A 26,556-nucleotide genomic window follows, 5' to 3' on the forward strand; every position below is an offset into this window, starting at 1 on the left:
GGCGGAAACGCTCACGGCCCTTTGGCACGCAGGTGATGGCTGACATCGCCGAGCAGGTCGATCTTCACCAGGCGCTCCGCGAACGCCCACACCCCGTCCACAAAGCTGAACGAGTCCGCATACGACCCCGCGGCGATCGGCTGCAAAACCAACCCCGGCACCGCCTGCAACACAGTCACATAAGCCCGCGCGGAAGCCGACGTCCCGCTCACCGAAACAACCACATTCGTCGTCACGTGCTTGGTTCGCGGCGTCCCGTCCTCGTACAAGATCACCGAATCCCGCAGCATCGCCGAAACCTCCGCCGCGCCGCGAAACGCGCCGCCGCTTCCCACGAACGTCCCCGACGCGAACAAGGCCCCCACTCCCGCGAAGTCCCCCGCGTCGACCAGGAACGCGTACGACGCGATCAGGTCGGAAATCGCCCGGTGATCGTCCACGGAAACGATCTTACCGGGATTTTCGGTACCTTGGCGGTGAACGGCGGCAGGGGGCCGCCGGCCAGGCCACCGTGGCCGGGTCCCTCGTGCTGGACGGCACCGCAACCGCCGAAACAAAGACAGCCGACATCGGCCTGCCGCCCGTGCCCGGCATGCTCGGCGACCGCCGCGCCAACGAGATGGCATCTACGCGGAATGACTGAAACTCAGCCAGGAACCCGGCTACCCGACCAACTACGTCGAGTTCCTCAAGCCCGTCGAAGCGCCGCTCAAGACGATCTCGAAACTCCAGCTCGGTAAGTGCCTTCGCCGCCTTCGGGCAGGGCATTCTCTTCGACCCGCGGCGGGCGGACGTCGAGTCCGAGGTGCACACCATGGACGGCGACCCGCCGAGCAGCTACCACTTCTGGCACGCCGTCCAGCGGGCGCACATGCTGCTCGACATCGACCGCCGTCGGTGGGCTCGGCTCGACCCGGTGCTCGGGTTCGCCTGGGCGCTGCAGTCGATCGCGAAGCCGGACCACGACTTCTGGTCCTCGCCCTATCCGGAAGGCATGCACTGACGCACAGGAAAGTCTCAGACGGCCCACAGGTAACGAGCGGATCATCGAGGGCAGAGGGGACGAGGAGGCCGCGATGATCACGACACGACCGGAGTACCCGCGCTGGCACACCGCGAGCGCCCAGGGGCCCCGTGAGCTCAACGCCGACGCCGTCGGGGCGTACGCCGCGGCCGGTGGGCCGGGCATCGTCTTCGCCCTCGCCGACGGGGTCGGGGACGAGCCCGCCGCCGCCCGGGCGGCTCGGACCGCCGCCGCGGCCGCCGCCCGGACGCCGGTCCACAAAGGACCCGTCGAAGCGGTGCTCGCGGCGCAGCGGGCGGTGCGCGAGCAGACGCTCGGGGACGCCGTGCTCGTCGTCGCCATGCCGGCCGACCACGGCGGGTACCGCATCGCCTGGGTCGGCGACGCCCGCGCGTACACCTGGGACGGCGCCACGCTGACCCGCCTGACCACCGACCACACGCTCGCCGAGTACTTCCGCGCCCGCCACCAGCCGGTGACCCCGCGGATGGAACACGTCGTCACCACCAGCGTCCGCACCACCAAGCCGGCGGAGATCGGCACGGCGGAGACGTCGGGTGCGGGCCTGCTGCTGACCAGCGACGGTGTCCACAAGCCGCTCACCGGCAGCGGGATCCGTGCTGTGCTGGCCGATCCGGGCGCCGGCGCGGCCGAGCTCGTCGGCGCCGCGCTCGCCCGGGGCGGCTCGGACAACGCGACCGCCCTCTACGTCGAACCCCTGGAGGCCGACAGCACGACGGTGCGATTTCCCGTCGCCGCGTGAGCCGGAAATCATGGACAAAAGTCGGCCAAACGGGGGGAACCCGTAGCCGAGTGCTCACGGAGTGTTTAACCTGGTAACCCGACGTGGTCGTGGTTCACTGGGGGAGTACACACTGATGGTCGAAGCGGATCATTCCGGTTCCGTTCTGCTGACCCGCCGCCTGCTCTGGAACGGCGTCACCGGCAAACCGCCGCGCCCCCAGCCCGTGGTCCTGCTGCTCGGCCCGGTCGGCGCCGGCAAGTCGCACGCGCTGTCCGAGATCACCGGCCACCTGGGCTGGGGTGTCGTGCACGCCCGGTTCGACTTCGCCGGTGACGAGCCCACCCCGGTCGACGTGCTGATCCGGCTCGCCTACGACCTCTCCCGGAAGTGGCGCCACCGCGCGCGGCCGCGGTTCCTGCGCCTGGCCGTCGCCCTGATCGCCGTCAACACGGAGCTCGGCACCAGCGACCGCGGCCGGGACCGCATGAAGCTGGAAGACGAACTCCGGAAGTTCAAGCGCAACCGCTGGTCCGGCCGCTTCGATCCCTGGCTGCGCATCTTCGCGAAGACCGCCGTGCCGGCCCCCTTCGGCGCCGCGTTCGCCGACGAGGTCCCGGGGCTGCTGCAGACCCTCCGCCCGCGGCTGGGCCACATCCTGCGCTCGCTGACCGAGTTCGACCGGTTCACCACCGGGGACGCCCTCGACGCGCTGGTCGACCTCAACCGGCTCGCGCGCGGGCCCGAGCCCGACCCCGACGGGGTCACCGCGTGGCTGACCGAGGCGTTCCTCGCCGACGTCCGCGAGAACCACCGCCGGATGTCCGTCCCGGAGCGGCGCAGCCCGTGCGACTGCGTCAACCCGGAGAAGGTGTCCCACGTGCACAACTGGGTGGTGCTGCTCGACGACGTCGACCACCCGGGCGGGCTCGCGTTCCTCAAGGCGCTGACGGCGGCCCGCGAGGCCTACCGCCGCAAGCACGGCGACCGCGGCACCGGCGATCCGTTGCTGGTCGTGGCGACGAGCGGGAAGTGGGACGGCGAGTGGGAGCGGGAGCTGGCCCGCGCCTGGCGGCCGCCCTGGCAGCCGGGCGGGACGGCGGCCCGGGTCGTGCCGAGCTGCCGCGACGCCTCCTACGACGACTGGGCCGAGCACCCGGACGGCGCGCGCCCGCCCGCCTACTACCCCGTGCTGCTCGAGCCCCTGACCGTCCACGAAGTCGCGGCGCTGCTGGGCAAGGCCGTCCCCCGCACGACGGCCGAGTTCGTCCACCGGGCCAGCGGCGGCCTGCCGAAGGCGGCGAAGCAGCTCGCGGCGGCCCTGCGCGACACCTCGGTCCGCCCCGGCGCCCGCGACGTGCTCGGCACGTCCGGCCCCGACCCGTGGCGCCGCTGGCTCACCGACCTCCGACTGTCCAGTGTGGACACCGAGGCGCTGGTGACGGCCGCGCCGTTCGCCACCGCGCCGTGGCTGGTCCCGCTGCCCGAACACGGGCTGGTCGGCCAGCCGCACGTCGGCCCGATCCTCACCGAGCTGCGCGCGTCGTTGTGGGTGAACGCGCCGGGCCACGGCGGCGGCACGCCCGACCACGTCACGCTGCACCCCTGGCTCGCCGGCAACCTGGTGTCCGCGCTGGCCCGGCGCAACGGCGACGGCGGCCCGACCTACGCGGCCCAGTTCTCCGCGCTGCGCGGCGCCCCGGAGGCCGACGACGTCCGGCTCGCCTACTGCCTGCTCGCCCTCGGCGACTTCCCCGCCGTGGTCGACCTGTTCGAACGGGACTTCCCGAAACTCCCGCACCAGGAGTGGATAGACCGGCTCACGGTCGTCGTCCACGCCCCGGACGCCCAGCCGCTCGACGAGAACTACGAACGGCTCTTCGGCAAGCTCGTCGACGCCGACATCGAGCGAAACCCCGACGACCGCACGGAAATCCGCAACAACCTCGCCCGGCTGGTCGCCGCGAGCTGGCTCAGCGCGAACCCGTTCGCCGTGCGCGGCCCGGACCAGAACAAGAGCATCCGCACCGCGCTGACCAACCTGTCGTCGATCTCGCAGCGCTCGGACACCCAGGCCCTCGAAGACACCGCCAAGCTCGCCTTCGACGGCCTCTGGCCCTGACGGACGGAACGCCGATGCCCCGCACCGCCCTGCTCGACCGCTTCACCCCGCGGACCCGCGCCGCCGAGCCGCCCGTCCGGCCGCGCAGCGTGCTCCACCGGCACTGGATCGCCGTCACCGCCGTCGTGGTGCTCCTGGTCGGCGTGGTCCTCGTCTGGCAGCAGCCCTGGCAGCAGTGCGGCGCCGGGCTGACCGAGGAGAACGACGTCTGCGTCGGTCTCTCCCTCGACTCCGGGCCGCTGCGCGACGACGATCCCCTCGCCGAGCTCGAAGCGGTGATCGCCGCCCGGAACGCCCAGGCGGGCGCGACCTACAAAACCGTGGTGGTGCTGGAGAACCTGACCCCGGACCCGGACGTCGACAGCACGCCGATCGACTTCATCCGCCACGAGGTCCAGGGCGCGATCGCCGCCGCGTGGCCGCGTCCGGACAGCACCGGCGTCAAGCTGCTCCTGGCGAACTTCGGCAGCAACGCCGAGCACTGGCGCGCGGCGGTCGACCAGATCGTCGCGAACGCCGAGCCGCTGCGCATCGCCGCCGTCACCGGTGTCGGCATCAGCCTGCAGAGCACGCGCGACGCGATCGCGGAGCTGTCGCGCAACGGCATCGTCACGATCGGTGCGACGGTCACCGCCGACGACCTGAACGTCGACGCCGACGGCAAGCGCATCAAGAACTTCTTCCGCGTCGGCCCGACCAACAGCGACGAAGCGCACGCCGCGGTCAACTACATCGCGACGCTCCCGAAGCGCAGCGCGATGCTCATCGCCGACGGCAACGAAGCCGACACGTACGCGGGCACGCTGAGCAAGGCGTTCACCGAGCAGCAGTCGGTGCCGATCAAGGCCTCGCAGCGGTACACCTACCCGGGGCAGCTCACCGGCACGAACCGCGACGACTACTTCCAGAAACTGTTCCGCCGCATGCACTCCGAGATCTGCAACACCCAGCCGGACGTCATCTACTTCGCCGGCCGCGGCGTCGACCTGCGGTCGTTCATCTACGCGCTGTCCAACAGCGGTGCGTGCGAGCAGCTCCGCTCGGTCAAGGTCATCTCCGGTGACGACGCGGCGACGCTCGTCGGCACGAAGCTCCCGCTGACCGGGGACATCGCCGTGACGCCGATGTACACCGCGCTGGCCTACCCGGACCAGTGGACGAAGTTCACCGGCAACGACGCCGCGCTGGCCTACCGGCAGAACTACGCGGACTTCCTCAACAGTTTCGCGGGCACGCACGCGTTCGAGGCCGGCGGCCTCTCCGACGGCGCGGCGATGATCGAGCACGACGCCGTCGCGACGGCGCTCAGCGCGGCCGACAACGACCCGTCGTCGAACTCGCAGTCGGTGGCGAACTTCGTCTCGCAGATCAACTGCACCTCCGCCGTGCCGGGCGCCACCGGCTTCATCGCGTTCCGGCAGGACAGCGGCAACCAGATCGACAAGGTGCTGCCGATCCTGAGCATCGGGGCCGACGGTGCGGCGAACCTCGTCGACCTCGTGTGGTCGCAGGGCCGGCCACTCGACACGTCGCCGTCATGCACTTCGTGACCGCTTCAGCTGCCGGTATTCGCGCAGCACGAGCACGATGATGACGACGTCGAGGGCGGCGAAGAACGGCAACGCGATCGAATGGGTGTGGATCGCCCGGATCACCTCGTAGACGACAAACGCGGCGAGGATGATCGCCGCGACCGGGTAGGCCCGGACGATCTTGCGCGCCAGCGCCCAGACCAGCCCGAGCTTGATCAGGCCATGGGCGAGCAGATACGCGACGGCGAAGGTCTTCGTATCGCCGTGGAGGAAGTTCTCGGTGGCCGACTCGAGGTGGCGGGCGAGGGTGCCGGACGGGTCGCCGAGCAGGTCGCGCGTGATGACGGCGTGGGTGAACCCGCTGACGGCCGACGCGGGGATGAACGCCAGGATCAGCGCCCCGACCACCTGCAGGGCCCCGTCGAGCCCCTTGATCGCGATCGCGATCCGGAAGAAGCGCTCGGTCGCCGTCGTCTTCGCCTCGGTCATGCCTCCAGCTCAGCACAAACGCCAGGTCAGCGCACCTGGAGGCACCTTTCGCACCGTTCGTGGCGAGTCGTCCGGCCCGTCGGGTCCGTGCCGTAGAAGGGGAAGCACGCGGCGCCGCAGACGGCCAGGAAGATCGGCCCGCACCGGAGGGGGTGCGGGCCGACCTGGTGGGCGACGGCCAGCGCTCGCCGCCGTGCGCCCGCTTCGGGGAGCCACCCGTGGTCCGGCAGGGTGGCCCGGACCCGGGCGTCCAGCTCGTCGGCGCGGCCGACGAGGTCCGTGCCCAGGTCGGCGAGGCGCTCCCCCAGGTCACGGAGGATGTCCGGCCGCGGCGCTTCCTCGTCGAGCGTGCGGGCGAGCCAGGCCAGGTCGAGCGCGAGCGACGCGTGGAGGTCGCGGATGCGGTCGAGCAGCCGGTGGTCCCGGCCGGCGTCGGTCAGCACCGGGCCAGCCACGCGTCCCGGCAGCCGGTGCAGGTCGGGTCGAACCAGTTCCCGCCGAGCTGCGGAACGTCGCACACCGCGACGGTCACCTCTTCCCCGCACAAAGTCACGAACGTTTCTTCCGGACGCGGAGGGAATGCGCCGTCGAGCGCGTGGCGCTTTCCCTCCGCTTGCTGCCACCTCAACATGACTCCAGTGAATCCGTCCTGTCCGGTGGACACCAACACGCTGAGTGGGTGATGGACAACGCTTTGTAGGATCGGTCGCATGAAACCGACTTCTTCCACACCTCGCGCGCGGACACTGGCCGCCGGTCTCCGCGAGATCCGCGAGTCGCGAGGGATGGGACTGCGCAAGCTGGCGACGATCCTCGGCTTCACGCCGCAGCTGCTGTCGTTGTGGGAGAAGGGGTTGCGGGTGCCGCCGGTCTCGGCGGTGGCGCTCATCCTCGGCTTCTTCAAGATCAACGGTGAGCAGCAGAAGCACCTGCTGGAATTGGCACAGAGCGCCCGCGAGCCCGACTGGATCACCACGGGATCACCCGAGATTCCGGCGCCGCTGAGCGGCCTGCTCGAATGTGAGCGATCGGCGACTTCGGTCACCAATTGGGCGCTGGGCATCATTCCCGGACTGCTTCAGACCGCCGATTACGCGCGGGCGCTGCTGAGCAATTCGAACATTACGGTCGAGCAGGCCGACGCCCGCCTCAAAGTGCGGCTCGACCGGCAGAAGATCCTCACCCGGCCCGACCCGGTCCGGCTGAACGCCGTGGTCTACGAGACCGCGTTCCGCGAGCCGGTCGGTGACGAGGACACCATGTCCGACCAGTTCGACCACCTGCTGGCGATATCCCGGTTGCCGAACGTTTCGCTGCGGATCCTGCGCGCGGGGCAGGGCTACCACCCGGGGCTGCTGGGCAGCTTCCTGATCTACGACTACGAGGATCTGCCACCGGTCGCATTCCTCGAAAACTACAGCGGGAGCGCCTTCCTCTCCGAGCGAGAACACATCACGGCCTATCGCAAGCTCGCTAAGATGGTGTCCGGCAATGCCCTTAGCGAAGAAGCCTCCCGCGCCCTGATCGCGGAGGCGACCCGATAGCCGGAGGCCTCATGACGTGGCGCAAGTCCTCGCACAGCGGTAATGAAGGCGACTGTGTCGAGGTGGCGATCGAGCGCACCGTCGGGGTGCGGGACAGCAAAGCCCCCGCGTCCGGTCAGCTCACCGTGTCCCGTCAGGCCTGGTCAGCAGCCCTCCGCACCCTTCGCTGACACCTCGGCCCGCACCACGTCCGCGGCCAACGCGACCGCCGTCTCCGCGGCTTCCGCGCCGAGGGTCGGGCCGTTCGCGTACAGGCCGTCGATGATCACCATGATCCGGTCGGCCAGCCGCCCGGGCTCGCGCGCCGTCGTCTCGGCCGCCAGCTCGCGCAGCTGCGTCCGCACTCGCCGGAAGTGGTCGATCGCCGCGCGGTGGACCGGGTGCGCGCGGTCCGGGAACTCCGTCAAGGCGATGCGAAGCGGGCAACCGCGCGCGCCGGGCTCGATGGCCCGCACCCCCACCCCGCGCACCAGCGCCACCAAGCGTGGTTCCGGACCGCCCCGGCTCTCGGCGACCAGTGCGTCCCAGTCACCGCTGTGGTGCGCCAGGTACGCGACGACCAGGTCGTCCTTGCCCGCGAACTGGCCGTAGAGCAGGTTCTTGCCGCACCCGCACTCGTCGATGATCCGCTGCATCCCGACGGCGTGCACCCCGTGCCGGTCGAACAGCCGCGTGGCGGTTTCGAGGATGCGCTGGCGGACGTCCGGCATCCGGGGATCGTAGTGGCCGGGGTTAGACGAGGTGCGTGACGTGTCCGGCCAGGACCGTCGCCGTCACCGGGAGCGCCCTCAGGTCGGCCGGCGAGAGCACCGACGGGTCGGCCGCCGTCACCATCAGGTCCGCGACGTCCCCCACCGCGACGCCCCGGCGTCCGCCCGAAGACGCCGCCAGCGCGTCCGCCAGCGACAACGCCTGTTCCGGGTGCCAAGCCGGCCGGTCGTCGTCGGTCCGGGAGATCGCCGACGCGATCCCGTCCCACGGGTCCAGCGGCGCCACCGGGGCGTCCGACCCGAACTCCAGCCGGGCCCCCGACTCCAGCAGCGACCGGTACGGGAAAGCCCGCGAAGTCCTTCCGTGCCAATACCTTTCCGCGACGTCACGGTCGTCCGGCTGGTGCGCCGGCTGGACCGCCGCGATCACGCCCAACGCCGCGAACCGCGAGACATCGGCCGGCGAAAGCAGCTGCGCGTGCTCGATCCGGCCCGGACAGCCGACCCGCTCGAACGCGTCCAGCGCGATCGTGTTCGCCTGGTCGCCGATCGCGTGCACCGCCGGGACCAAGCCGTGCGCGGAAGCCCGCTCCAGCAACGGAACCAGCTCGGCCGGCGGCAGCTCCAGCAACCCCGGCGAGTCCGAACCCGGATAAGGGTCGTGGCAGTAAGCCGTCCGGGTGTTCAGCGAACCGTCCACGAAGAGCTTGAACGGCCCGACCGTCAGCAGCCCGCCCGAACCCGGCAGGACGTCTCCGGTGCGGTGGCCGCGCTCGATCGTCTGGTCCAGCAGGTGCCGGGCGATCACGCACGAGATCCGGGCCGCGGGCGCGCCCCGCCGGGTCCAGTCCGCGACCGTGTCCGCGTATTCGTAGTCGACGATCTCCGTCACGCCCCGCGCGGCCGCCGCGGACACGGCTTCCGCCACCCACTCGTCCTGGACGTCGACCGCGGCCGTCGGGAGCTGGGCCGTCGCGCTCATGCAGTCGTTCTCCAGCAGCACTCCCGTCGGGTGCTCACAGCCGATCAGCTTCAGGGCGGCCGGGCTCAGCCACAGCGTGTGCAGGTCCGCGCTGGACAACGCGACCGCGCGCCCCGGCAGCGCCCGCTGCAGCAGCTCCTTGTGCGGCTTGTCCGGCCAGAGCCCGTCGCGGAAACCCGCGCCCACGACCAGTTCCGTCTGCGGCGCCGGCGTCGCCAGCAGGTGGGCCAGCAGCAGCTCGACCGCCTCCGTCGCCGACCGCGCCGCGTCCAGCGGGATCCGGCGCCGGGACGTCGCCCACTGCACGACGTGGACGTGCGCGTCGACCAGCCCCGGCAGCAGCGTGCCGCCGTGCCCGTCCACCACTCGCGCCGCGAAGGCCCCGGACCCCGGCTCAGTGATCGCCGTGACCCGGCCGTCGTTCACCCGGACGTCCGCGAGCTCGCCACGAAGTCCCGGCCGCACACGGCGCAGCAGTAGATCATCCATGCCGACCACCCTGCCAGCCGGACCCGTCCGGGTGAAGCACGGAGTGAGATGGGAATGAGATGGGTATTAGCTACCGTTGTACGAGATGGCAGCCGTCGCCCGCCGAAGGGTCAGGGCCGGTCCATGGGCGCCGCCCTCATAAGCCGCGCAGGGTTCGACTCCCTCGGTTGCCGCGAGCGAGTGGGCGAGGTGTGTGCGCAAAAAGCGCGCACCACCTCGCTCGCCGTGTTTCCTGGGGGTCGAACCCCCAGACCCCCGCCAGGGGGCAAGCCCCCTGGACCCCCGGTGTGGTCGCCTTTCGCTTTCAGCCCACCGGGATGTCACGCCTGCGCAACGCCGTCAGGCCGCCCGCTCCCGCCACCAGGGCGATCGCCGCCAGCCAGAGCACCGGCGTCAGCGAGAACGTCCCGCCCGGCAGGCGGGCCAGGTGCTGGAATGGGGAGATCCCCAGCAGCACGTCGTTCCACTGCAATGCCGAACCCACCAGTGACAGCAGCAGGAACGCGCCCAGCAGCCCCCACGCCGCCGTCGCGCAACGCGGGAAGACTCCGGTCAGCAACGCCGCCAGCCCGGCCAGCACCCACACCGCCGGGAGCTGGGCCAGTGCCGGTGGAACCAGCGAAGCGCCGTAGGCCAATCCGGTCGTCAGGCCCGTCACCGCCAGCACGAACGCTGAGCCCAGCACCATGATCACCAGGTGTGACGCCGCCCAGCCGAGCCGGCCGACCGCCGTCGCCAGCAGCGGTTCCGCCCGGCCCGCCGCCTCTTCCGCGCGCAGCTTCAGCGTCGCCTGGATGGCGTAGCCCGCCACCGCGAGGCCGTACAACGTCATCGTCCCGGCCAGGTACGCGTCCACCACCGCGCCGCCTCCGCCGAGCCGCGCGAACACGTCCCCGACGGCCTTGTTGTCCCGCAGCAGGTCCGAGACGTTCTGCGCCACGCCGCCCATCAGCAGGCCGACCAGCGCCAGGCAGACGGTCCAGACCAGCAGCGTTCCCCGCTGCAGCCGCCAAGCGAGCGCCAGCGGCGACCGCAGTGACGCCTTCGCCGTCGCCCGCCCCAGCCGTGCCGGGAGCAGCGCCGCGCCGAGGTCCCGGCGCGCGGACAACGCCACCGCCAGCACCACCAGCACGCCGGTGAAGGCCAGAGCCAACACCAGGACCCACCACTGCTCCCCCGCGAACGGCCGCAGCCGGTGCGCCCAGCCGATCGGCGACAGCCACGCGAGCCGGCCGGCCGACGCGCTGCTGTCCCCCGCCGCGCGCAGCAGGAACGCCAGCACCAGCGCGCCGATCCCGATCCCGCGCGCCCCGCTCGCGCCCCACGTCAGCTGCGCCGCGATCGCGCCGACCCCGGCGAACACCCAGCCCACCAAGGAAAACCCGAGCCCGAGCGCGAACGCACCCGCCGCCGGCTCGCCCTGGGCGGCGACGCCGAGCCCGACCAGCAGGCCGTAAACCAGGCACGCCCCGCAAGCGAACAGCACCGCCGCCGCCAGCCCGGCGTGCCGCCCGACGACGGTGGCGCCGGTGAGCTCGCGGCGGCCCGCCTCCTCCTCGGCGCGGGTGTTCCGCACGACCGTCAGCAGCGCGATCAGCCCGACGACGACCGGCACGAACCCGCACTGCCAGGCCAGCAGGTTGCCCACCGACGAGCCGTACAGCGGGCCGTTGCGCACGACGAACGTCGCGCTCGACGCGTTCAGGTCGTAGAAGTGCTGCCGTGCCGCCGCATCCGGGTAGGCCGCCTTGATCGACGACAGGTACCCCAGCGGCGCGACCGCGAGGCAGACGACCCACAGCGGCATCAGCAGCCGGTCGCGGCGCAGCACCAGCCGCAGCAGCGCCCAGGTCCCGGTCATCGCGCCGCTCCGACCGGCGCGTCCTGGCGGTAGTGCCGCAGGAACAGCTCCTCGAGCGTCGGCGGCCGGCTCACGAGGTTGCGCAGACCGGCTTCGGCGAGGTGCCGCATCAGGTCGTCCAACGCCGTCTGGTCCACGGACAGGTGAACGTGCGAGCCGTACGTGCTCAGGTCGTGCACCCCCGGCAGCGACGCCAGGTCCGCCGGCACCCGCGCGAGCGACGCGTCGATGGTGATCCGGCCGAGGTGGCGCAGCTCGTCCAGGGTCCCCGACTCGACGGTGCGGCCGGCCCGGATGATCGTGACGCGGTCGCACAGCGCCTCGACCTCGGAAAGGATGTGCGAGGACAGCAGCACGGTCCGGTCACCGCGTTCCCGCTCCTCCGCGACGACCTGCCGGAACACCTCTTCCATCAGCGGGTCGAGGCCGGACGTCGGCTCGTCGAGCACCAGCAGCTCCACATCGGACGCCAGCGCTGCGACCAGCGCGACCTTCTGCCGGTTGCCCTTGGAGTACGTCCGGCCCTTCTTGCGCGGGTCGAGGTCGAAGCGCTCGACGAGCTCCGCGCGGCGCGTCCTGTCGAGGCCGCCGCGCAGCCGGCCGAGCAGGTCGATGACCTCGCCGCCGGTGAGGTTGGGCCAGAGCGTGACGTCGCCCGGCACGTACGCGAGCCGCCGGTGCAGCTCGGTCGCGTCGGTCCACGGGTCGCCGCCGAGCAGGGTGGCGCGGCCGCCGTCTGCCCGCATCAGCCCCAGCAGGACGCGGATCGTGGTGGTCTTGCCGGCGCCGTTGGGTCCGAGGAACCCGTGCACCTCGCCGGTGTGGACGGTCAGGTCGAGCCCGTCGAGGGCCTTCGCGGGACCGAACGCCTTGGTGAGGCCGTCGGCGGTGATCGCCTCAGCCATCGTCATTCCTTTCGTTGGTACGCGGCCAGCGCTTCGCGGGCCTTGTCGAGGACGTCGGCGTCGCCGAGCGGGTTCAGGAAGAGGTGCCCGGCGGCCAGCGACATGCGCAGCATCGCCTCGTGCGTGCCCGGCTCCTCGCCGAGCGCGCGGGCGACGTGGTCCTGCAGGATCATCAGCCCGCCGGTCATCGCGGCGAGCGCGGCGGCGACCCCGCGCGGGTCGGGCATGTCCAGGTGCTGCTCGCGGAAGTAGCGCTCGGTGCCGTCGACGATGTCGACGAACTGCGCGGCCGCGGCTTCGGAGCCGTCGATCATCGCCCGGCCCAGGTAGCGGCGGAACAGGAGCTGGCGCGCGTCGAACGTCGGGACGAAACCCGGGTCCGCGTGCCCCTTCTCCAGCGCCTCCTCCTTGAACTTCAGCAGCTCGTCGAAGACGTGGGCGTCGCAGGCCTCGCGCAGGCCGTCCTTGGAGCCGAAGTGGTGGCGGATGAGCCCGCCCGACACCCCGGCCTCCTTCGCGATGTCCAGGACCGACGTCTTCTCCATGCCGCGTTCGGTGAACAGGCGGATGGCGGCGTCGCGGATCCGGGCCCGCGCGGTGAGGTCTTCGGTGTTCATGAGCGTCCTATACGTTCGGATAGCCGACTACACAGCAATGTAGTCCCCTATACGCACGTATAGCAAGGCGGAGCTTTCACGTGAAAGCTCCGCTTCGAGTGGCCTCCTAACTGGTGATCCGGTTAGGCCATTCGGCTCGCAACCAATTGCGGTTGATGGGCTAACTGTCTGATTGCTGACGAAGATCTCACGTTGTGTACTTCACGGACGTCTACTTGTCGGACGCATCTCTTCACGAAGGGTCGTTTCAGTGACACAGCACAGACCGCGCTGGAGACGGCGGGCCGGGATCACCGTCCTCGCCACCGCCCTCGGCGCCTCCGTCCTCGGCATCGCCGTCCCGGTGGCCTCCGCCCAGCAGGCCCCGGCCACGGCGGGCGCCACCGACGGCAAGACCCTCGACGAGCACGACCGCGCCCTCGTCGCCGAGGCCGAGAAGGCCGGAAAGCCCGACGTCACGCTGCTGATCGCGGCGGAGAAGGGCCAGACCGGCGCGGCCGTCACCGAGCTCAAGGCGCTCGGCGGGGTCGTCCAGTCCACCGACACCAAGCTCGACTACGTCAAGGTCAGCGTCCCCACCGCCAAGGCCGAGAAGGCCGCGAAGCTCAAGTCGGTCAACGCCGTCGACGTCGACGGCCTCGTCTACCGCGACGACCCGAAGCCCGAGGGCGCGCAGGACCCGGCGCCGCAGCCCGCGCCCGGCAAGAACACCCCGCGCGTGAACCCCTACCTCCCGACCGGCGACACCTACGCGGCGCAGTTCGGCCAGGTCCTGCCCAACTGGGACGGCAAGGACACCACGGTCGCCGTCCTCGACTCCGGCGTCGACCTCGACTCCCCCGCGCTGGCGAAGACCAGCCACGGCGAGCGCAAGATCGTCGACTGGTACAACGCCAACGCCACCAACTCCGGTGACGGCACCTGGGTCGCCCAGTCCACCGCCACCTACACCGGCGCCTTCACCGCGAACGGCAAGAGCTGGACGGCCCCGGCCACCGGCGGCCCGTACACGTTCGGCGTGTTCAGCGAAACCGCGGGCGACCTGGGCGCCGCGGACAGCGAGACCGGCGGTGACGTCAACCGCGACGGCGACCGCGCCGACTCCTGGGGCGTGCTCGAGGACACCGTGACCAAGGAGGTCCGCGTCGACCTCAACGGCAACGGCGACTTCACCGACGAGAAGCCGATGACCGACTACGCCAAGAAGTACGACTACGGCTACTTCGGCACCGACAACCCGGCGACCGACGTCGCCGAGCGGATGGCCTTCGTCGTCCAGACCGACAAGCCGGGCTTCGTCGGCATCGGCATCGCCGGCGCCGAGCACGGCTCGCACGTCGCGGGCATCGCCGCCGGCAACGACCTCTTCGGCGGCAAGATGGACGGCGCGGCCCCGGGCGCGAAGCTCCTGGCGGTCAAGGTCTGCCTCACCGGCACCGCCTGCACGTCGTCGGGCCTGATCGACGGCGTCGTCTACGCGGCCAGCCACGGCGCCGACGTCATCAACATCTCGATCGGCGGTCTGCCCGCGCTCAACGACGGCAACAACGCCCGCGCGGAGCTCTACAACCGCACGATCGCCGAGTACAACGTCCAGATCTTCATCTCGGCCGGCAACAGCGGCTACGGGGCGAACACCGTCGGCGACCCGTCGGTGGCCACGGACGCGATCTCGGTCGGCTCGTACATCACCAAGGAGACCTGGCTCTCGAACTACGGCTCGAAGACCCAGAACGCCGAGTCGCTGCACCCGTTCTCCTCGCGCGGCCCGCGTGAGGACGGCGGCTTCAAGCCGGACATCATCGCGCCCGGCGCGGCGATCTCCACCACCCCGCGCTGGGAAGCGGGGGGCCCGGTGGCCGGCACGTACAGCCTGCCCGCCGGCTACGCGATGCTGCAGGGCACATCGATGGCGTCGCCGCAGGCGACCGGCGCGGCGGCACTGCTGGTGAGCGCGTACAAGGCGACGCACCAGGGCCAGCGGCCGCCGGTCGCGCAGCTGCGTTCGGCGATCAAGTCGACCGCGCGGTTCGTGCCGGGCATCGGCGCGTACGCCCAGGGCGCGGGCCTGTTCAACGTCCCGGCCGCGTTCGTCGCGCTGTCGCTCAACCCGAAGCCGGACGCCGTCTCGACGTCGGTCGAGGTGCACACCGCGCTGTCGGGGCTGCTCGCGAAGCCGAACACGGGCGTGGGCATCCACGACCGTGAAGGCGTGACCACGGGCACGGCCTACACCCGCACGTACACGATCACGCGCACCACGGGCTCGGAGCGCCCGGTGCCGTACTTCGCGCGGTGGACGGGCAACGACGGCACGTTCTCCTCGGCGGCCACGGTGGTCCTGCCGCTGAACACGCCGGTGAAGTTCGACGTCAAGGTGAACCCGAAGACCGCGGGCGTCCACTCGTCCCTGCTGTACCTGGACAACCCGCTGACCGTGGGCATCGACGTGCAGACCCTCAACACGGTCTTCGCGCCGCAGGAGTTCACCGCGGCCAAGGGCTTCCAGGTCGACGTCTCCGGCAAGATCGCCCGCAACCAGGCGACCAGCTACTTCGTGCGGGTGCCCCAGGGCGCCAGCGCGCTGAAGGTCGACCTGGACGCCGGCGCCGGCGCGCCGGGCAAGGGCCAGGTGCGGTTCCTGCGCTACGACCCGACCGGGGTCCCGGCCGAGGCCAGCACGTCGACGACGTTCTGCTACCTGCCGGACGCCGGGGCCGGCTGCCCGGGTGGCACGCCGACCAGCCGCACCATCGCCAACCCGCTGCCGGGTGTGTGGGAGATCGTCGTCGAAGCGCGCCGGACGTCCGATGTGGACAATGCGGCGTTCAAGCTGTCGGCTTCGGTGCTGGGCACGGCGATCTCGCCGAACCCGGACACCATCGCCTCGGCCACGCTGAACACGCCGATCTCGCGTTCGTACACCGTGACGAACACGCTCGGCGCGTTCACCGGCAAGCTGAACGGCGCCACGCTCGGCAGCGCGAAGGTCGCGCGGCCGTCGATCGCCGAAGGCGCGCAGCAGCAGTACCAGATCGCGGTGACGCCGGGTTCGACGTCGCTGACGGCCACGATCGGCAAGACGTCCGACGTCGGCGCCGACCTGGACCTGGTGCTGTACAACTGCACGAGCGGCCCCTGCGTGCAGGCGGCGGTCAGCGCGGACGGTGACTCCGAGGAGTCGGTGACCGTGGCCAACCCGGCCGCGGGCTTCTGGGTCGCGCTGGTCGACGGGTACGCGGTGCCCGCGGGCACCACGCAGTACGACTACCTCGACGTGTTCACCAACCCGGCGTTCGGTTCGGTCGACGTGGCCGACACGAACGCGGCGCACGCGTCGGGCAGCTCGTGGACCGTCCCGGGCACGGTGACGGTCAAGGCCCCGCCGGCCGCCGGCCGGATCCTGCGCGGTCAGCTGACCGTGCAGACCGACACCGGTGTCACCGTCGGGAGCTCGCTGGTGCAGGTCAACGCAGTGAGCTAGTCCCGCTCATCGGAAGCCGCCCCGGGGTTCGCCCCGGGGCGGCTTTCGTGTTTTCGTGGCTGCCGGCCGGGACCAGTGCCGGTCGTGGTCTGCCAACCTGCCACCACCGGGGCCTGGCCTGCTCCGAAATTCCGGCCAACGAGACCCGGGAGACCACGGTCGCGTTCTGACACCGAACGTCGAGCGGCGCTGCGGCGATGGCTGCAGCCCCACCCGGGCAACAAAGCCAGTCCCGCTCAACGGGAGCCGCCCCGGAGCGGCTTTCGTGTTTTCGCGGCTCTCGGGCAGTTGTGGTGACCAGGCCCGGCATGACTGACGCCACCGGTCGAATCCATGAACCGGGGGCGGCTGCCGGCCATCGATGCCCGGCCCAGCCGCGTGCCGTCCGCATCGAGACCGGCTGCGCGAGGTGTGGTCGACCAACCTCGCCACCGTCGGGCCGTGCCGGTCGCGGTCGCCCGCGTAGCCGGGGCATCAAGTCGCCTACCTGCCAGGGCCGGCGGTGCGCCGCTGCGGCGAAAGCCCGCGCCCCGCGCCGGCGGGGCCCGCATCGGCTGCCGGTGCGAACACCCAAGGCCGGCCAGTCCCGCTCAACGGGAGCCGCCCCGGAGCGGCTTTCGTTCTCCTGGTCGCTTCCCGACGCAAGTTTGCGCATGTCCGGAAAACTGTTGCCCGGGCTCGGTTCCCGTCCGTATGGTCGGGACCACTCCCACGCAACGGCGCGACGAGGGGCTCCCCATGCGACGGTTCACGACGATCTTCGCCGCCCTTTTCCTCCTGGTGGCCACCCTGACCGCACCGGCCGCGCACGCCGCCGCGGCGCTCTCGGGCCGGACCCACCTCTTCTACTACCCCTGGTACGGCAACAGTTCCGGCGCCTACCGGCACTGGCAGCAGGGCGGCCACACCCCACCGGACGACCTCGGCGCGAACTTCTACCCGGTCCTCGGCCCCTACGACTCCGGCGACGGCGGTGTGGTCGAGCAGCACATGCGGTGGGTCGAACAGTCCGGCGCCGGGGTGCTCGTCTACAGCTGGTGGGGTCAAGGGTCCTATGAGGACGGTCTGGCCGCCGGGGTGCTGGCCGCCGCGGCGCGGCACGGGATCCGCGTTGCCTGGCACCTCGAGCCCTACGCCGGGCGCACCGCCGCGTCCACGGTGGCGGACGTCAACTACCTCACCGGGCGTTACGGCACGAGCCCGGCGTTCTACCGCGAAGGCGGGCGCGGCGCGTTCTACGTCTTCGAAAGCCTGCGCATCACGGACTGGTCGGCGCTCGACCAGGTGCGCTCGTCGGCGATCGTGCTGGCGCAGACCACGGACACGAGCAAGGTCGCCCACTTCGGCGGCATGTACACCTACGACGCGATCGCCGGGGCGACGGCGCCGGGCTGGCGTGAGGCGAGCGCGTACTGCAAGGCCAACGGACTCGTCTGGGCGCCGTCGGTGGGCCCGGGCTACAACGACGACCGAGCGGTCCCCGGCAACACCACCCCGACACTGTCGCGCGACAACGGCGCGACCTACGACCGCGAATGGCAGAACGCGCTGGCTTCGAACGCCGACTGGGTCTCGGTGACGTCGTTCAACGAGTGGCACGAAGGCTCGATCATCGAACCGGCCCGCTCTTCCCCGCCGCCGTTCGGGTACGACACGTTCTCCGGCGCCTACGGAACTTCGGGCGCGGCTTCGGAAACGGCCTACCTGGACCGGACGCGCTACTGGGCGTCGCAGCTGGCCGGCCCGGTGACCAACCTGGCGCTGGGCAAGGCGGCGTCCGCGAGCGGCTCGCAAGGCGGGTTCCCGCCGGGGAACGCCGTCGACGGGAACGCGTCGAGCTACTGGGAGAGCACGAACAACGCGTTCCCCCAGACGTTCACGGTGGACCTCGGCGCACCTCGCACGGTAGCGCGCCTGGTGCTGAAGCTGCCGCCATCCTGGGGCACGCGGACCCAGTCGATCTCGGTGAACGGCGCCGCCCCGGCGGGCTACGTCTTCGACCCGGCGAGCGGGAACACGGCAACGATCCCGGTCCCGGCAACAGCGAGCCAGTACGTCCGGCTGACCTTCACCGGCAACACCGGCTGGCCCGCGGGGCAACTGTCCGAAGTGGAGGCCTACGCCTCCTGAGCCCGCGCCAAGAACGGCGCCGGATCCGCCAGCACCCGATGCACCACCCGCCCCGCGGCACCCAAAGTCGCCGCGTCACCACCGAGCCGTGACGCCGACAACACCGGCGGCGCACCCCGCAGCCCACCCAACCGCGCGGCCAGCACCTCCGACACCGGCCCGGCCAGCCACGGGTACAGCTGCGTGAACACCCCACCCAGCACCACGCGGTCCAGGTCGAGGAGGTTCACGGCCGACGTCAGCGCGATACCAAGAGCCTGCCCGGCCGTCGCGCAGGCCGACAACGCGACCTCGTCGCCGCGGTCCAACGCCGCCAGCAACGACGGCACCGACGTCGCCTTTCCCGCCGTCAGCAACGCTTCCTGACCCGCGTACGTCTCCAAGCAGCCGCTTCCGCCGCAACGGCACGGTGGTCCCTGCGGCGCCACCACCACGTGCCCGAGCTCGCCGGCCAGGCCGCGGGCGCCCGAGAACAGCGCGCCGTTCACCACCAGGCCCGCGCCGATGCCGACTTCGCCGGACACGTACAGGAAGTCACGCTCGCCGTCGCCGTACCAGAGCTCGCCCAGGGCCGCGAGGTTCGCTTCGTTGTCCAGCTCCACCGGGACCGGCAGGCGCAGGAGGTCGGCCGGGTGGACGTCCTGCCAGCCGAGGTTGGGGGCGCTGAACAGCACGCCGTCGCCGACCGGGCCGGACACCGCCAGCACCGCGCCCGCCGGCTCCAGCCCGAGGCGGTGGGACTCCGTCAGCGCCTCCGCGGCCAGGGCCTGCAGCTCCGCCATGACCTTCTTCGGCCGGGAGCCGCGGTTGTCCCGCGAGCGCCGCGCGGCGAAACGGACCACACCGGTGAGGTCGAGCACGCGCACCGCGAGGTAGTCGACGTTGATCTCCAGCCCCAGCGACGCCACGCGCGCCCCGCTGAGCACGACCTCCACCCCCGGCCGGCCGCGCTCGCCCGCCCGCGCGGGGCCGGTCTCGGCGAGCAGCCCGGCGTCGATGAGGTCGCCGACGAGCTTCGAGACCGTCGACTTGGTCAGCCCGGTGAGCTCGGCGAGGGCCGCCCGGGTCAACGGCCCGCCGCGGCTGACCGCGCCGAGCACGACCTCGAGGTTGCGGGCGCGCATCTCCTCGTGCCGCACGGCCTGGGTCATCGCGTCCCTCCCTGCGAAGCACTCTAACCGGCCTCTTGACGCCCGGGACCGCCGCGGCGCATATTTAGTCTACAACGTGAACTAAATGAAGGGACAGTCATGAGCGACTACGCCCCCCGGCCGGCCGACAAGTTCACCTTCGGCCTCTGGACCGTGGGCTGGACCGCGAACGACCCGTTCGGGGTCGGGACGCGGCCACCGCTCGACCCGGTGGAGAGCGTGCACCGGCTGGCGGAGCTGGGCGCCTACGGCGTGACCTTCCACGACGACGATCTCCTCGCCACCGAGCCCGACCGCGACAAGGCGATCGAGCGGTTCCGCAAGGCGCTCGCCGAGACCGGCCTCAAGGTGCCGATGGCCACGACCAACCTGTTCACCCACCCGGTGTTCAAGGACGGCGGCTTGACCAGCAACGACCGCGACGTCCGCCGCTACGCGCTGCGGAAGGTGCGGCGCAACCTCGACCTCGCGGCCGAGCTGGGCGCGGAGACCTACGTCGTCTGGGGTGGCCGTGAGGGCGCCGAGTCCGACGCCGCGAAGGACGTCCGCGCGGCGCTGGCCCGCTACAAGGAGGGCCTCGACCTGCTCGCGGACTACGTCGTCGAGAAGGGCTACTCGTTGCGGTTCGCCCTCGAGCCGAAGCCGAACGAGCCGCGCGGTGACATCCTGCTGCCGACGATCGGGCACGCGCTGGGCTTCATCTCCCAGCTGGAGCGCTCCGAGATGTTCGGGCTCAACCCGGAGGTCGGCCACGAGCAGATGGCCGGGCTCAACTTCGTGCACGGCATTTCGCAGGCGCTGTGGCAGGGCAAGCTCTTCCACATCGACCTCAACGGCCAGCACGGCCCGAAGTACGACCAGGACCTGATCTTCGGCCACGGCGACCTGAAGAGCGCGTTCTTCCTCGTCGACCTGCTGGAGAACGGCGGCTACGAGGGCCCGCGGCACTTCGACTACAAGCCGCTGCGCACCGAGGACTCCGAGGACGTCTGGGTGTCCGCGGCCGCGAACATGCGGACCTACCTGATCCTCAAGGAGAAGGCGGCGAAGTTCCGTTCCGACCCGGAGGTCGCGGAGGCCCTGGCGGCGTCGCGGGTCCCGGAGCTCTCGACGCCGACCCTGGCGCCGGGCGAGTCGTTCGACGACCTGCTGAAGGACGACTTCGACCTCGACGCGGCCGCGGCCCGTGGTTACCACTTCACGCGGCTGAACCAGCTGGCCCTGGAGCACCTGCTCGGCGTGCGGTAAGCGGCTACCCTCGGGTGATGTTGAGCAACGCGCGGTTCGAAGCCCGCATCCCCACCCAGGACCTGGCCCGAGCCCGCCGGTGGTACTCGGAGAAGCTCGGCCTCGAACCGGCTGAGGAGCGGGAAGGCGGCCTGCGCTACGAAGGCGCGTCGGGCGTCTTCTGCCTCTTCGCCTCCGCCGGCGCGTCGGACGGGTCCTTCACGCAGATGGGGTTCTACGTCGACGACATCGAGGCGGCGGTCGCCGAGATGCGGGCGCGCGGGGTCGTGTTCGAAGAGTACGACGGCGCCGTGGACGGGATCATGGACGTCCGCGGCAACTACCCGAGCAAGGGCCGCGGCGAACGCGCCGCCTGGTTCCGCGACAGCGAGGGCAACATGCTCGGGGTCGCCGAAGTGGTCCGCTGACGGAAGAGGGGGCCGCCGTGACAGCACGGCGGCCCCCTCTCCGGGTTACGACACCGTCAGGGTGTCGATGTCGAACAGGGAACCCGCGCCGCCCCGGAAGACCAGGTGGAGCGGGCCGGAGCCGGACGACACCGTGGTGGTGACCGTCTGGAACGTCTCCCAGCTTCCGGTCGAAGGCACCGCGACCGTGCCCAGCAGGGCGCCGGTGGCCGAGCCGTCACGGATCTCGATCGTGCCGCCCGCGCCCGCGGACGACACCACCGCGCTGAACCGCGTGATGCCCGCCGTGCTCACCGAGGCGTACCCGGCCCAGTCGCCGTTTTCGATGTAGCCCAGCGTGTTGCCGCCGCTGGCCGGGCCGTGCGGGGCGATCTGCACGCCCGAACCGGACGTGAACGACTCACCCTCCACTGTGGACGAGTGCGCGACACCGCAGTCGGCCGCGACCACCCCGGCGGCGTACCGGATCCCGCCGAGCAGCTCGGTCCGGAACGCCGTGTCCGAATAGGACTCGATCGTGTGGCCGAGGCCGGTGTAGAACGCCCGGCCGCTCCCCTGCGAGTGGCACCAGGTGATCGGGTGGTCGGCGCCCATCTCACCGCCGGTGTAGCTGGACTCGTCGAGCGTCTGCAGCACGTGCACCTGCGCCCGCGGGTTCGTGCGGTAGTTGTACAGCTCGTCGGTCCGGGTCCAGACCGCCGGCAGGTGGGCGGTCGCCGGGTGGGTGCCGTCCTCCGTCACGAACCGGGCCTGCTGGATCGCCGGGTGGCTCTTGAACCAGGCGCCGACGAGCTGCCCGTACCACGGCCAGTCGTACTCGGTGTCGGCCGCGGCGTGGACGCCGAGGTACCCGCCACCACCCTCCACATAGGACTGGAAGGCCGCCTGCTGGTTGGCGTCCAGGACGTCACCGGTGGTCGAGAGGAAGATCACCGCCTTGTACTTGGCCAGTTCGGTGGCCGTGAACACCGACGCGTCCTCGGTCGCCGTCACCCCGAACCCCTGGGCCGCGCCCAGCTCCCGGATCGCCTGGATCCCGGCCGGGATCGCGTCGTGCCGGAAGCCGGCCGTCTTGGAGAACACCAGCACGTCGTACGCGGGATCCACCTGGGTCGGCATGCTGCTCAGGCTAAACGTGTCGATGTCGAACAGGGAACCGGAACCGCCGCGGAACACGAGGAACAGCGGCCCGGACCCGCCCGACACCGATGTCGTGACGTTCTGGAAGACCTCCCAGTCGCCGGTCGGCGGCACCGCCACGCTGCCCAGCAGCGTCCCGGTGGCCGAGCCGGACCGGATCTCGATCGTGCCGCCCGGCCCGGCGGAGGAGATTCGCGCGGAGAACGTCCGCGCGCCCGCCGTGCTCACCGAGGCGTAGCCGGCCCAGTCGCCGTTTTCGATGTAGCCCAGCGTGTTGCCACCGCTGGCCGCGGCGTGCGGGGCGATCTGGACGCCGGAGCCGGAGGTGAACGACTCGCCTTCGATCGCGCCCGCCTGCGTCGCCGTAGTGAAGGTGAACGAGTCGAGGTCGAACAGGTTGCCCTGCCCGGTGACGCCCTTGAACACGAGGTACAGCGTTGTCGTGCCGGCCGGCCGGTTCGTCAGGTTCGCCGTGACGTTCTGGAACACCTCCCAGTCCCCGGTGTTGGGCGCCGCCACGGACCCGAGCAGCGTGCCGGTCGGCGAGCCCGCGCGGACCTCCAGCGTGCCACCCGGGCCCGCCGAGGACACGCGTGCGCTGATCGACGTCGCGTTGCCCAGCGCGTACGGCGTGAACGAGATCCAGTCGCCGTTGTCGGTGTACCCGACGGTCCGGCCGCCTTCGGCCGCGCCGTGGTCGGCGAGCTGGATCCCGGACTGCGCCGAGAAGTGCTCACCCTGCCGGTGCCTCGGCTGCAGCTTGTGCACGCTGTGCGACGTCAGCCCGCCGTTGTCGGTGTACTGCGCGTCGAACACGCCGAAGATGTTCGCCGCGGCGTCGTGCTCACCGTCGACCGGGACCGCGATCGAGCCGCTGCACCCGGTCGCCTGGGTGATCTGGTGCTGGTGGCTGTCGTGGCCGAGCAGGTAGGTGACCTTGACCTTCGAGCAGTCCAGCGGCCCGTCCTCGGGGTCGCTGCCGGTCACCTGGAACGGCACGGTGTCCCCGAAGGAGAACAGCTGACCGTCACCCGGAGTGGTCAGGTTCACCGTCGGTGCGGTGTTCCCGACCGTGACGACGAGGCTCGCCGTGCCGGTCAGGCCGTCCGGATCGGTCACCGTGAGCGTCGGCGAGTAGGTGCCGTTGGTCGTGTAGGTGTGCGCCGGGTTCGCCGACGTCGACGTGGCGCCGTCACCGAAGGCCCAGCGGTAGCTCAACGCCCCGCCTTCGGGGTCGGCGCTGCCCGCGGAGGAGAAGTTCACGGTCAGCGGGTTGGCCCCGGACGTCTTGTCGGCCGCGGCCTTCGCGACCGGGCTGCGGTTGGTGCCCGCCAGGTACTCGACCCGGTAGAGCGCCTGGTTGTCACTCCCGGTGCCGTAGTCGAGGACGTACAGGGCGCCGTCGGGGCCGAACGCCATGTCCATGACCTGCGTGCCGGTCCACGGGAAGTTGTCGATCGTGCCGCGGCTGCCGTCGGCGTTGACGGTGACCGCCTTGATCCACTTGCGCCCGTACTCCCCGGCGAAGAACTTGCCGTCGAGGGACTGCGGGAACTTGATCGTCGACGTCGAACTGGCGTCGTACCGGTAGACCGGCCCGCCCATCGGCGACTCCGAGCCGCTGCCGAACTCCGGCGGTGAGCCCTCGTCGCCCGCGTACTTGATCCACGCGGGTTTCGGCGCGGGCAGCTTGGCGAGGCCGGTGTTGCGGAACGAGGAGTTCGTCGGCCCGCCCGCGCAGTCGTACTTCGCGCCGGACGGCCCGCTCGGGAAGGTGAAGTGGTTGTAGGTCTCGGTGGTCGTGTTCGAGCCGGTGCAGTACGGCCAGCCGAAGTTGCCCGCGCTCGTGATCCGGTCGAACTCGACCTGGCCCTGCGGCCCGCGGTCGGGGTTGGTGACACCGGCGTCCGGGCCGTAGTCGCCGAGGTAGACCACGCCGGTCGGCTTGTCGACACTCATCCGGAACGGGTTGCGGAAGCCCATCGCGTAGATCTCCGGCCGCGTGTTCGCGGTGCCCGGCGCGAAGAGGTTGCCCGACGGGACGGTGTAGGTGCCGTCGGCCTGCGGGTGGATGCGCAGGAGCTTGCCGCGCAGGTCGTTCGTGTTACCGGACGAGCGTTGCGCGTCGAACTGCGGGTTGCGCGTGGTCCGCTCGTCGATCGGCGAGTAGCTGTCGGAGGAGAACGGGTTCGTGTCGTCGCCGGTGGTGAGGTAGAGGTTGCCGGCGGCGTCGAAGTCGATGTCACCCCCGACGTGACAGCACTGGCCGCGGTCGTTCGCGACCTTGAGGACGACCTTCTCACTGGCGAGGTCGAGGGTGTTGTCGGTCTTCAGGACGAACCGCGAGAGGTGCAGCTCGCCCTTGAACGGCGCGAAGTCGGCCTCGGTGCCGTCGGTCGGCGCGTCACCGTCCGGTGTGGACAGCCGCGGCGAGAAGTACAGCCAGACGAACCGGTTGGTGGCGAACCCGGGATCGGCGGCGACCCCCTGGAGGCCTTCCTCGTCGTGGGTGTAGACGTTCAGCTTCGCCGCGACCGACGTCGCGCCGGCCGCGGTGGTGACGCGGACGGTGCCGTCGCGGGAGGTGTGCACGACCGAACGGTCCGGCAGCACGGCGAGCGACATGGCCTCGCCGAGCTCGGCCGCGCCGGTGGCGAGGGCGACCTGCTGGTAGTCCGCGGGCGGGATGTCCGCGCGCGCCGGGGTGTCGAGGGTGAGCAGGAGGCCGGTGCCCAAGAGTGCGGCGCCGAACAGCCTCGCCCACTTCGGTGGGGACGGAGACATGCTGGATCCTTCCTGATTTTGCGCGTGCTTCGCCCCGGAGTGGCGCGAAGCCGGTTTGATCACCTTCCGACGGGGTTGGCGGCCACCCGCCTGTGGACAACCGCAGCTTTCACGTGAAAGCTGCACCTCCCCTTGTGGACAACCCGCACTTTCACGTGAAAGTGCGGGTTATCCACAGGGGGTGGGGTTATTTCGAGGAGAAGGCGGCGTCGAAGGCCGCCGTGGGTGGGGTGAAGTTGAGCTTGCGGACGAACTCCAGCGCTTCCGGGGCGCCGATGAGGCGGTCCATGCCCGCGTCTTCCCATTCGATGGAGATGGGGCCGTCGTAACCGATGGCGTTCAGCATCCGGAAGACGTCTTCCCACGGGACGTCGCCGTGGCCGGTCGAGACGAAGTCCCAGCCGCGGCGGGGATCCGCCCACGGGAGGTGGGAGCCGAGCCGGCCGTTGCGGCCGTTGAGCTGCTTGCGGGCCTCCTTGCAGTCGACGTGGTAGATGCGGTCCTTGAAGTCCCACAGGAACCCGACCGGGTCGAGGTCCTGCCAGACGAAGTGCGACGGGTCGAAGTTCAGCCCGAACGCCTCGCGGTGCCCGATCGCCTCCAGCGCCGCGACGGTGCTCCAGTAGTCGTAGGCGATCTCGCTCGGGTGCACCTCGTGGGCGAAGCGCACGCCGACCTCGTCGAACACGTCCAGGATCGGGTTCCAGCGCGTCGCGAAGTCGGCGTACCCGCGCTCGATCATCGACGGCGGCACCGGCGGGAACATCGCCACCGTGTGCCAGATCGACGAGCCGGTGAAACCGACCACAGTGGACACCCCGAGCTTCGCCGCGGCGCGGGCGGTGGTCTTCATCTCCTCCGCCGCCCGCTGCCGGACGCCCTCGGCCTCGCCGTCGCCCCAGATCCGCGCCGGCAGGATCGCCTCGTGCCGCTCGTCGATCGGGTGGTCGCAGACGGCCTGGCCGAGCAGGTGGTTCGAAATCGCCCACACCTTGAGGTCGTACTTGGCCAGCGTCTCCAGCTTCGCCTCGACGTAGCCGTCCTCCGCCACCGCGCGATCGACTTCGAAGTGGTCTCCCCAGCAGGCGATCTCAAGGCCTTCGTAGCCCCAGCCGCTCGCCAGCTCGCACACCTCCTCGAACGGCAGATCGGCCCACTGCCCGGTGAACAGGGTCAACGGTCGTGCCATGTCTGA

Annotated in this window: 22 protein-coding genes; 10 read left to right on the forward strand and 12 right to left on the reverse strand. The window is 71.0% G+C overall.

Annotated elements, in window-relative coordinates; all coding sequences use genetic code 11:
- Positions 1-11: 11 nt before the first annotated feature.
- Positions 12-440: a nuclear transport factor 2 family protein gene (locus ACZ61C_RS40180; protein ID WP_465313182.1), complete on the reverse strand. Its 429-nt coding sequence runs from the start codon at positions 438-440 to the stop codon at positions 12-14.
- Positions 441-814: 374 nt separating this feature from the next.
- Here ACZ61C_RS40180 and ACZ61C_RS40185 point away from each other — a divergent pair, with 374 nt between their 5' ends.
- The 4 genes from ACZ61C_RS40185 (at position 815) to ACZ61C_RS40200 (ending at position 5,438) form a co-directional block, all read left to right on the forward strand.
- Positions 815-1,003: a hypothetical protein gene (locus ACZ61C_RS40185; RefSeq protein WP_465313183.1), complete on the forward strand. Its 189-nt coding sequence runs from the start codon at positions 815-817 to the stop codon at positions 1,001-1,003.
- Between the two features lie 73 nt (positions 1,004-1,076).
- Positions 1,077-1,787 (forward strand): PP2C family protein-serine/threonine phosphatase, encoded by a 711-nt coding sequence (locus ACZ61C_RS40190; RefSeq protein WP_465313184.1) that lies wholly within the window; start codon positions 1,077-1,079, stop codon positions 1,785-1,787.
- 115 nt (positions 1,788-1,902) lie between these two features.
- The gene (locus ACZ61C_RS40195) at positions 1,903-3,888 is read left to right on the forward strand and encodes a hypothetical protein (protein WP_465313185.1); all 1,986 of its coding nucleotides are present in this window, start codon (positions 1,903-1,905) and stop codon (positions 3,886-3,888) included.
- A 14-nt stretch (positions 3,889-3,902) separates the two neighbouring features.
- Entirely contained in the window at positions 3,903-5,438 is a 1,536-nt protein-coding gene (locus ACZ61C_RS40200) for an ABC transporter substrate-binding protein (RefSeq protein ID WP_465313186.1), read from the forward strand.
- On the opposite strand, the gene ACZ61C_RS40205 is transcribed toward ACZ61C_RS40200, so the two are convergent.
- From ACZ61C_RS40205 to ACZ61C_RS40215, 3 genes are read right to left on the reverse strand one after another with little or no spacing between them, the layout of a single operon-like run.
- Positions 5,424-5,909 (reverse strand): DUF2127 domain-containing protein, encoded by a 486-nt coding sequence (locus ACZ61C_RS40205; RefSeq protein ID WP_465313187.1) that lies wholly within the window; start codon positions 5,907-5,909, stop codon positions 5,424-5,426. The two genes, ACZ61C_RS40200 and ACZ61C_RS40205, sit on opposite strands and share 15 nt — an antisense overlap.
- A 26-nt stretch (positions 5,910-5,935) precedes the next feature.
- Positions 5,936-6,352, reverse strand: a complete 417-nt coding sequence (locus ACZ61C_RS40210) for a hypothetical protein (protein WP_465313188.1) — start codon at positions 6,350-6,352, stop codon at positions 5,936-5,938.
- Entirely contained in the window at positions 6,346-6,621 is a 276-nt protein-coding gene (locus tag ACZ61C_RS40215; protein WP_465313189.1) for an HC3 family zinc finger protein, read from the reverse strand. Before ACZ61C_RS40215 ends, ACZ61C_RS40210 begins: the two co-directional genes overlap by 7 nt.
- Between ACZ61C_RS40215 and ACZ61C_RS40220 the strand changes: the two genes are divergently transcribed.
- Both ACZ61C_RS40220 and ACZ61C_RS40225 read left to right on the forward strand, forming a co-directional pair.
- Positions 6,620-7,453 carry a helix-turn-helix domain-containing protein gene (locus ACZ61C_RS40220; RefSeq protein ID WP_465313190.1) on the forward strand — a complete coding sequence of 278 codons (834 nt, stop codon included), beginning with the start codon at positions 6,620-6,622 and terminating at the stop codon, positions 7,451-7,453. The two genes, ACZ61C_RS40215 and ACZ61C_RS40220, sit on opposite strands and share 2 nt — an antisense overlap.
- Positions 7,454-7,464: 11 nt before the next feature.
- A complete protein-coding gene (locus tag ACZ61C_RS40225; RefSeq protein ID WP_465313191.1) occupies positions 7,465-7,623 on the forward strand; it encodes a DUF397 domain-containing protein in 159 nt (52 codons plus the stop codon).
- On the opposite strand, the gene ACZ61C_RS40230 is transcribed toward ACZ61C_RS40225, so the two are convergent.
- From ACZ61C_RS40230 to ACZ61C_RS40250, 5 genes are all read right to left on the reverse strand, one after another.
- On the reverse strand, positions 7,597-8,163 hold the full coding sequence (locus ACZ61C_RS40230) for a TetR/AcrR family transcriptional regulator (protein WP_465313192.1): 567 nt from the start codon (positions 8,161-8,163) through the stop codon (positions 7,597-7,599). The two genes, ACZ61C_RS40225 and ACZ61C_RS40230, sit on opposite strands and share 27 nt — an antisense overlap.
- A gap of 22 nt (positions 8,164-8,185) precedes the next feature.
- Positions 8,186-9,634, reverse strand: a complete 1,449-nt coding sequence (locus tag ACZ61C_RS40235) for an amidohydrolase (RefSeq protein ID WP_465313193.1) — start codon at positions 9,632-9,634, stop codon at positions 8,186-8,188.
- 304 nt (positions 9,635-9,938) lie between these two features.
- Positions 9,939-11,495, reverse strand: a complete 1,557-nt coding sequence (locus ACZ61C_RS40240) for an ABC transporter permease (RefSeq protein WP_465313194.1) — start codon at positions 11,493-11,495, stop codon at positions 9,939-9,941.
- Positions 11,492-12,400 (reverse strand): ABC transporter ATP-binding protein, encoded by a 909-nt coding sequence (locus tag ACZ61C_RS40245; RefSeq protein ID WP_465313195.1) that lies wholly within the window; start codon positions 12,398-12,400, stop codon positions 11,492-11,494. The genes ACZ61C_RS40240 and ACZ61C_RS40245 overlap by 4 nt, the downstream gene beginning before the upstream one ends.
- Before the next feature lie 2 nt (positions 12,401-12,402).
- The gene (locus ACZ61C_RS40250; protein WP_465313196.1) at positions 12,403-13,017 is read right to left on the reverse strand and encodes a TetR/AcrR family transcriptional regulator; all 615 of its coding nucleotides are present in this window, start codon (positions 13,015-13,017) and stop codon (positions 12,403-12,405) included.
- Between the two features lie 250 nt (positions 13,018-13,267).
- Between ACZ61C_RS40250 and ACZ61C_RS40255 the strand changes: the two genes are divergently transcribed.
- Both ACZ61C_RS40255 and ACZ61C_RS40260 read left to right on the forward strand, forming a co-directional pair.
- The gene (locus ACZ61C_RS40255; RefSeq protein WP_465313197.1) at positions 13,268-16,501 is read left to right on the forward strand and encodes a S8 family serine peptidase; all 3,234 of its coding nucleotides are present in this window, start codon (positions 13,268-13,270) and stop codon (positions 16,499-16,501) included.
- A 738-nt stretch (positions 16,502-17,239) separates the two neighbouring features.
- Entirely contained in the window at positions 17,240-18,631 is a 1,392-nt protein-coding gene (locus tag ACZ61C_RS40260) for a discoidin domain-containing protein (protein WP_465313198.1), read from the forward strand.
- Here the strand turns inward: ACZ61C_RS40260 and ACZ61C_RS40265 are convergent.
- Positions 18,619-19,782: an ROK family protein gene (locus ACZ61C_RS40265; protein ID WP_465313199.1), complete on the reverse strand. Its 1,164-nt coding sequence runs from the start codon at positions 19,780-19,782 to the stop codon at positions 18,619-18,621. The genes ACZ61C_RS40260 and ACZ61C_RS40265 overlap by 13 nt on opposite strands.
- A 99-nt stretch (positions 19,783-19,881) precedes the next feature.
- Here ACZ61C_RS40265 and xylA point away from each other — a divergent pair, with 99 nt between their 5' ends.
- Positions 19,882-21,030, forward strand: coding sequence for a xylose isomerase (gene xylA, locus ACZ61C_RS40270; RefSeq protein ID WP_465313200.1), 1,149 nt, complete (start codon positions 19,882-19,884; stop codon positions 21,028-21,030).
- 17 nt (positions 21,031-21,047) lie between these two features.
- The gene (locus tag ACZ61C_RS40275) at positions 21,048-21,437 is read left to right on the forward strand and encodes a VOC family protein (RefSeq protein WP_465313201.1); all 390 of its coding nucleotides are present in this window, start codon (positions 21,048-21,050) and stop codon (positions 21,435-21,437) included.
- Between the two features lie 45 nt (positions 21,438-21,482).
- Here ACZ61C_RS40275 and ACZ61C_RS40280 read toward each other — a convergent pair whose 3' ends face one another.
- Both ACZ61C_RS40280 and ACZ61C_RS40285 read right to left on the reverse strand, forming a co-directional pair.
- Complete coding sequence (locus ACZ61C_RS40280; RefSeq protein ID WP_465313202.1) at positions 21,483-25,361, reverse strand: carbohydrate-binding protein; 3,879 nt, start codon at positions 25,359-25,361, stop codon at positions 21,483-21,485.
- A 187-nt stretch (positions 25,362-25,548) separates the two neighbouring features.
- Positions 25,549-26,550 (reverse strand): sugar phosphate isomerase/epimerase family protein, encoded by a 1,002-nt coding sequence (locus ACZ61C_RS40285; protein ID WP_465313203.1) that lies wholly within the window; start codon positions 26,548-26,550, stop codon positions 25,549-25,551.
- Between the last annotated feature and the right edge of the window lie 6 nt (positions 26,551-26,556).

Source organism: Amycolatopsis sp. NPDC104587, assembly GCF_055583645.1.

Excerpts from the sequence above, each read along its gene's own strand:
- ACZ61C_RS40185 (WP_465313183.1), top strand. The coding sequence starts at position 815 with ATGGACGGCGACCCGCCGAGCAGCTACCACTTCTGGCACGCCGTCCAG.
- ACZ61C_RS40190 (WP_465313184.1), top strand. The coding sequence starts at position 1,077 with ATGATCACGACACGACCGGAGTACCCGCGCTGGCACACCGCGAGCGCC.
- ACZ61C_RS40195 (WP_465313185.1), top strand. The coding sequence starts at position 1,903 with ATGGTCGAAGCGGATCATTCCGGTTCCGTTCTGCTGACCCGCCGCCTG.
- ACZ61C_RS40200 (WP_465313186.1), top strand. The coding sequence starts at position 3,903 with ATGCCCCGCACCGCCCTGCTCGACCGCTTCACCCCGCGGACCCGCGCC.
- ACZ61C_RS40205 (WP_465313187.1), bottom strand. The coding sequence starts at position 5,909 with ATGACCGAGGCGAAGACGACGGCGACCGAGCGCTTCTTCCGGATCGCG.
- ACZ61C_RS40220 (WP_465313190.1), top strand. The coding sequence starts at position 6,620 with ATGAAACCGACTTCTTCCACACCTCGCGCGCGGACACTGGCCGCCGGT.
- ACZ61C_RS40215 (WP_465313189.1), bottom strand. The coding sequence starts at position 6,621 with ATGCGACCGATCCTACAAAGCGTTGTCCATCACCCACTCAGCGTGTTG.
- ACZ61C_RS40225 (WP_465313191.1), top strand. The coding sequence starts at position 7,465 with ATGACGTGGCGCAAGTCCTCGCACAGCGGTAATGAAGGCGACTGTGTC.
- ACZ61C_RS40230 (WP_465313192.1), bottom strand. The coding sequence starts at position 8,163 with ATGCCGGACGTCCGCCAGCGCATCCTCGAAACCGCCACGCGGCTGTTC.
- ACZ61C_RS40235 (WP_465313193.1), bottom strand. The coding sequence starts at position 9,634 with ATGGATGATCTACTGCTGCGCCGTGTGCGGCCGGGACTTCGTGGCGAG.
- ACZ61C_RS40240 (WP_465313194.1), bottom strand. The coding sequence starts at position 11,495 with ATGACCGGGACCTGGGCGCTGCTGCGGCTGGTGCTGCGCCGCGACCGG.
- ACZ61C_RS40245 (WP_465313195.1), bottom strand. The coding sequence starts at position 12,400 with ATGGCTGAGGCGATCACCGCCGACGGCCTCACCAAGGCGTTCGGTCCC.
- ACZ61C_RS40250 (WP_465313196.1), bottom strand. The coding sequence starts at position 13,017 with ATGAACACCGAAGACCTCACCGCGCGGGCCCGGATCCGCGACGCCGCC.
- ACZ61C_RS40260 (WP_465313198.1), top strand. The coding sequence starts at position 17,240 with ATGCGACGGTTCACGACGATCTTCGCCGCCCTTTTCCTCCTGGTGGCC.
- ACZ61C_RS40265 (WP_465313199.1), bottom strand. The coding sequence starts at position 19,782 with ATGACCCAGGCCGTGCGGCACGAGGAGATGCGCGCCCGCAACCTCGAG.
- xylA (WP_465313200.1), top strand. The coding sequence starts at position 19,882 with ATGAGCGACTACGCCCCCCGGCCGGCCGACAAGTTCACCTTCGGCCTC.
- ACZ61C_RS40275 (WP_465313201.1), top strand. The coding sequence starts at position 21,048 with ATGTTGAGCAACGCGCGGTTCGAAGCCCGCATCCCCACCCAGGACCTG.
- ACZ61C_RS40280 (WP_465313202.1), bottom strand. The coding sequence starts at position 25,361 with ATGTCTCCGTCCCCACCGAAGTGGGCGAGGCTGTTCGGCGCCGCACTC.
- ACZ61C_RS40285 (WP_465313203.1), bottom strand. The coding sequence starts at position 26,550 with ATGGCACGACCGTTGACCCTGTTCACCGGGCAGTGGGCCGATCTGCCG.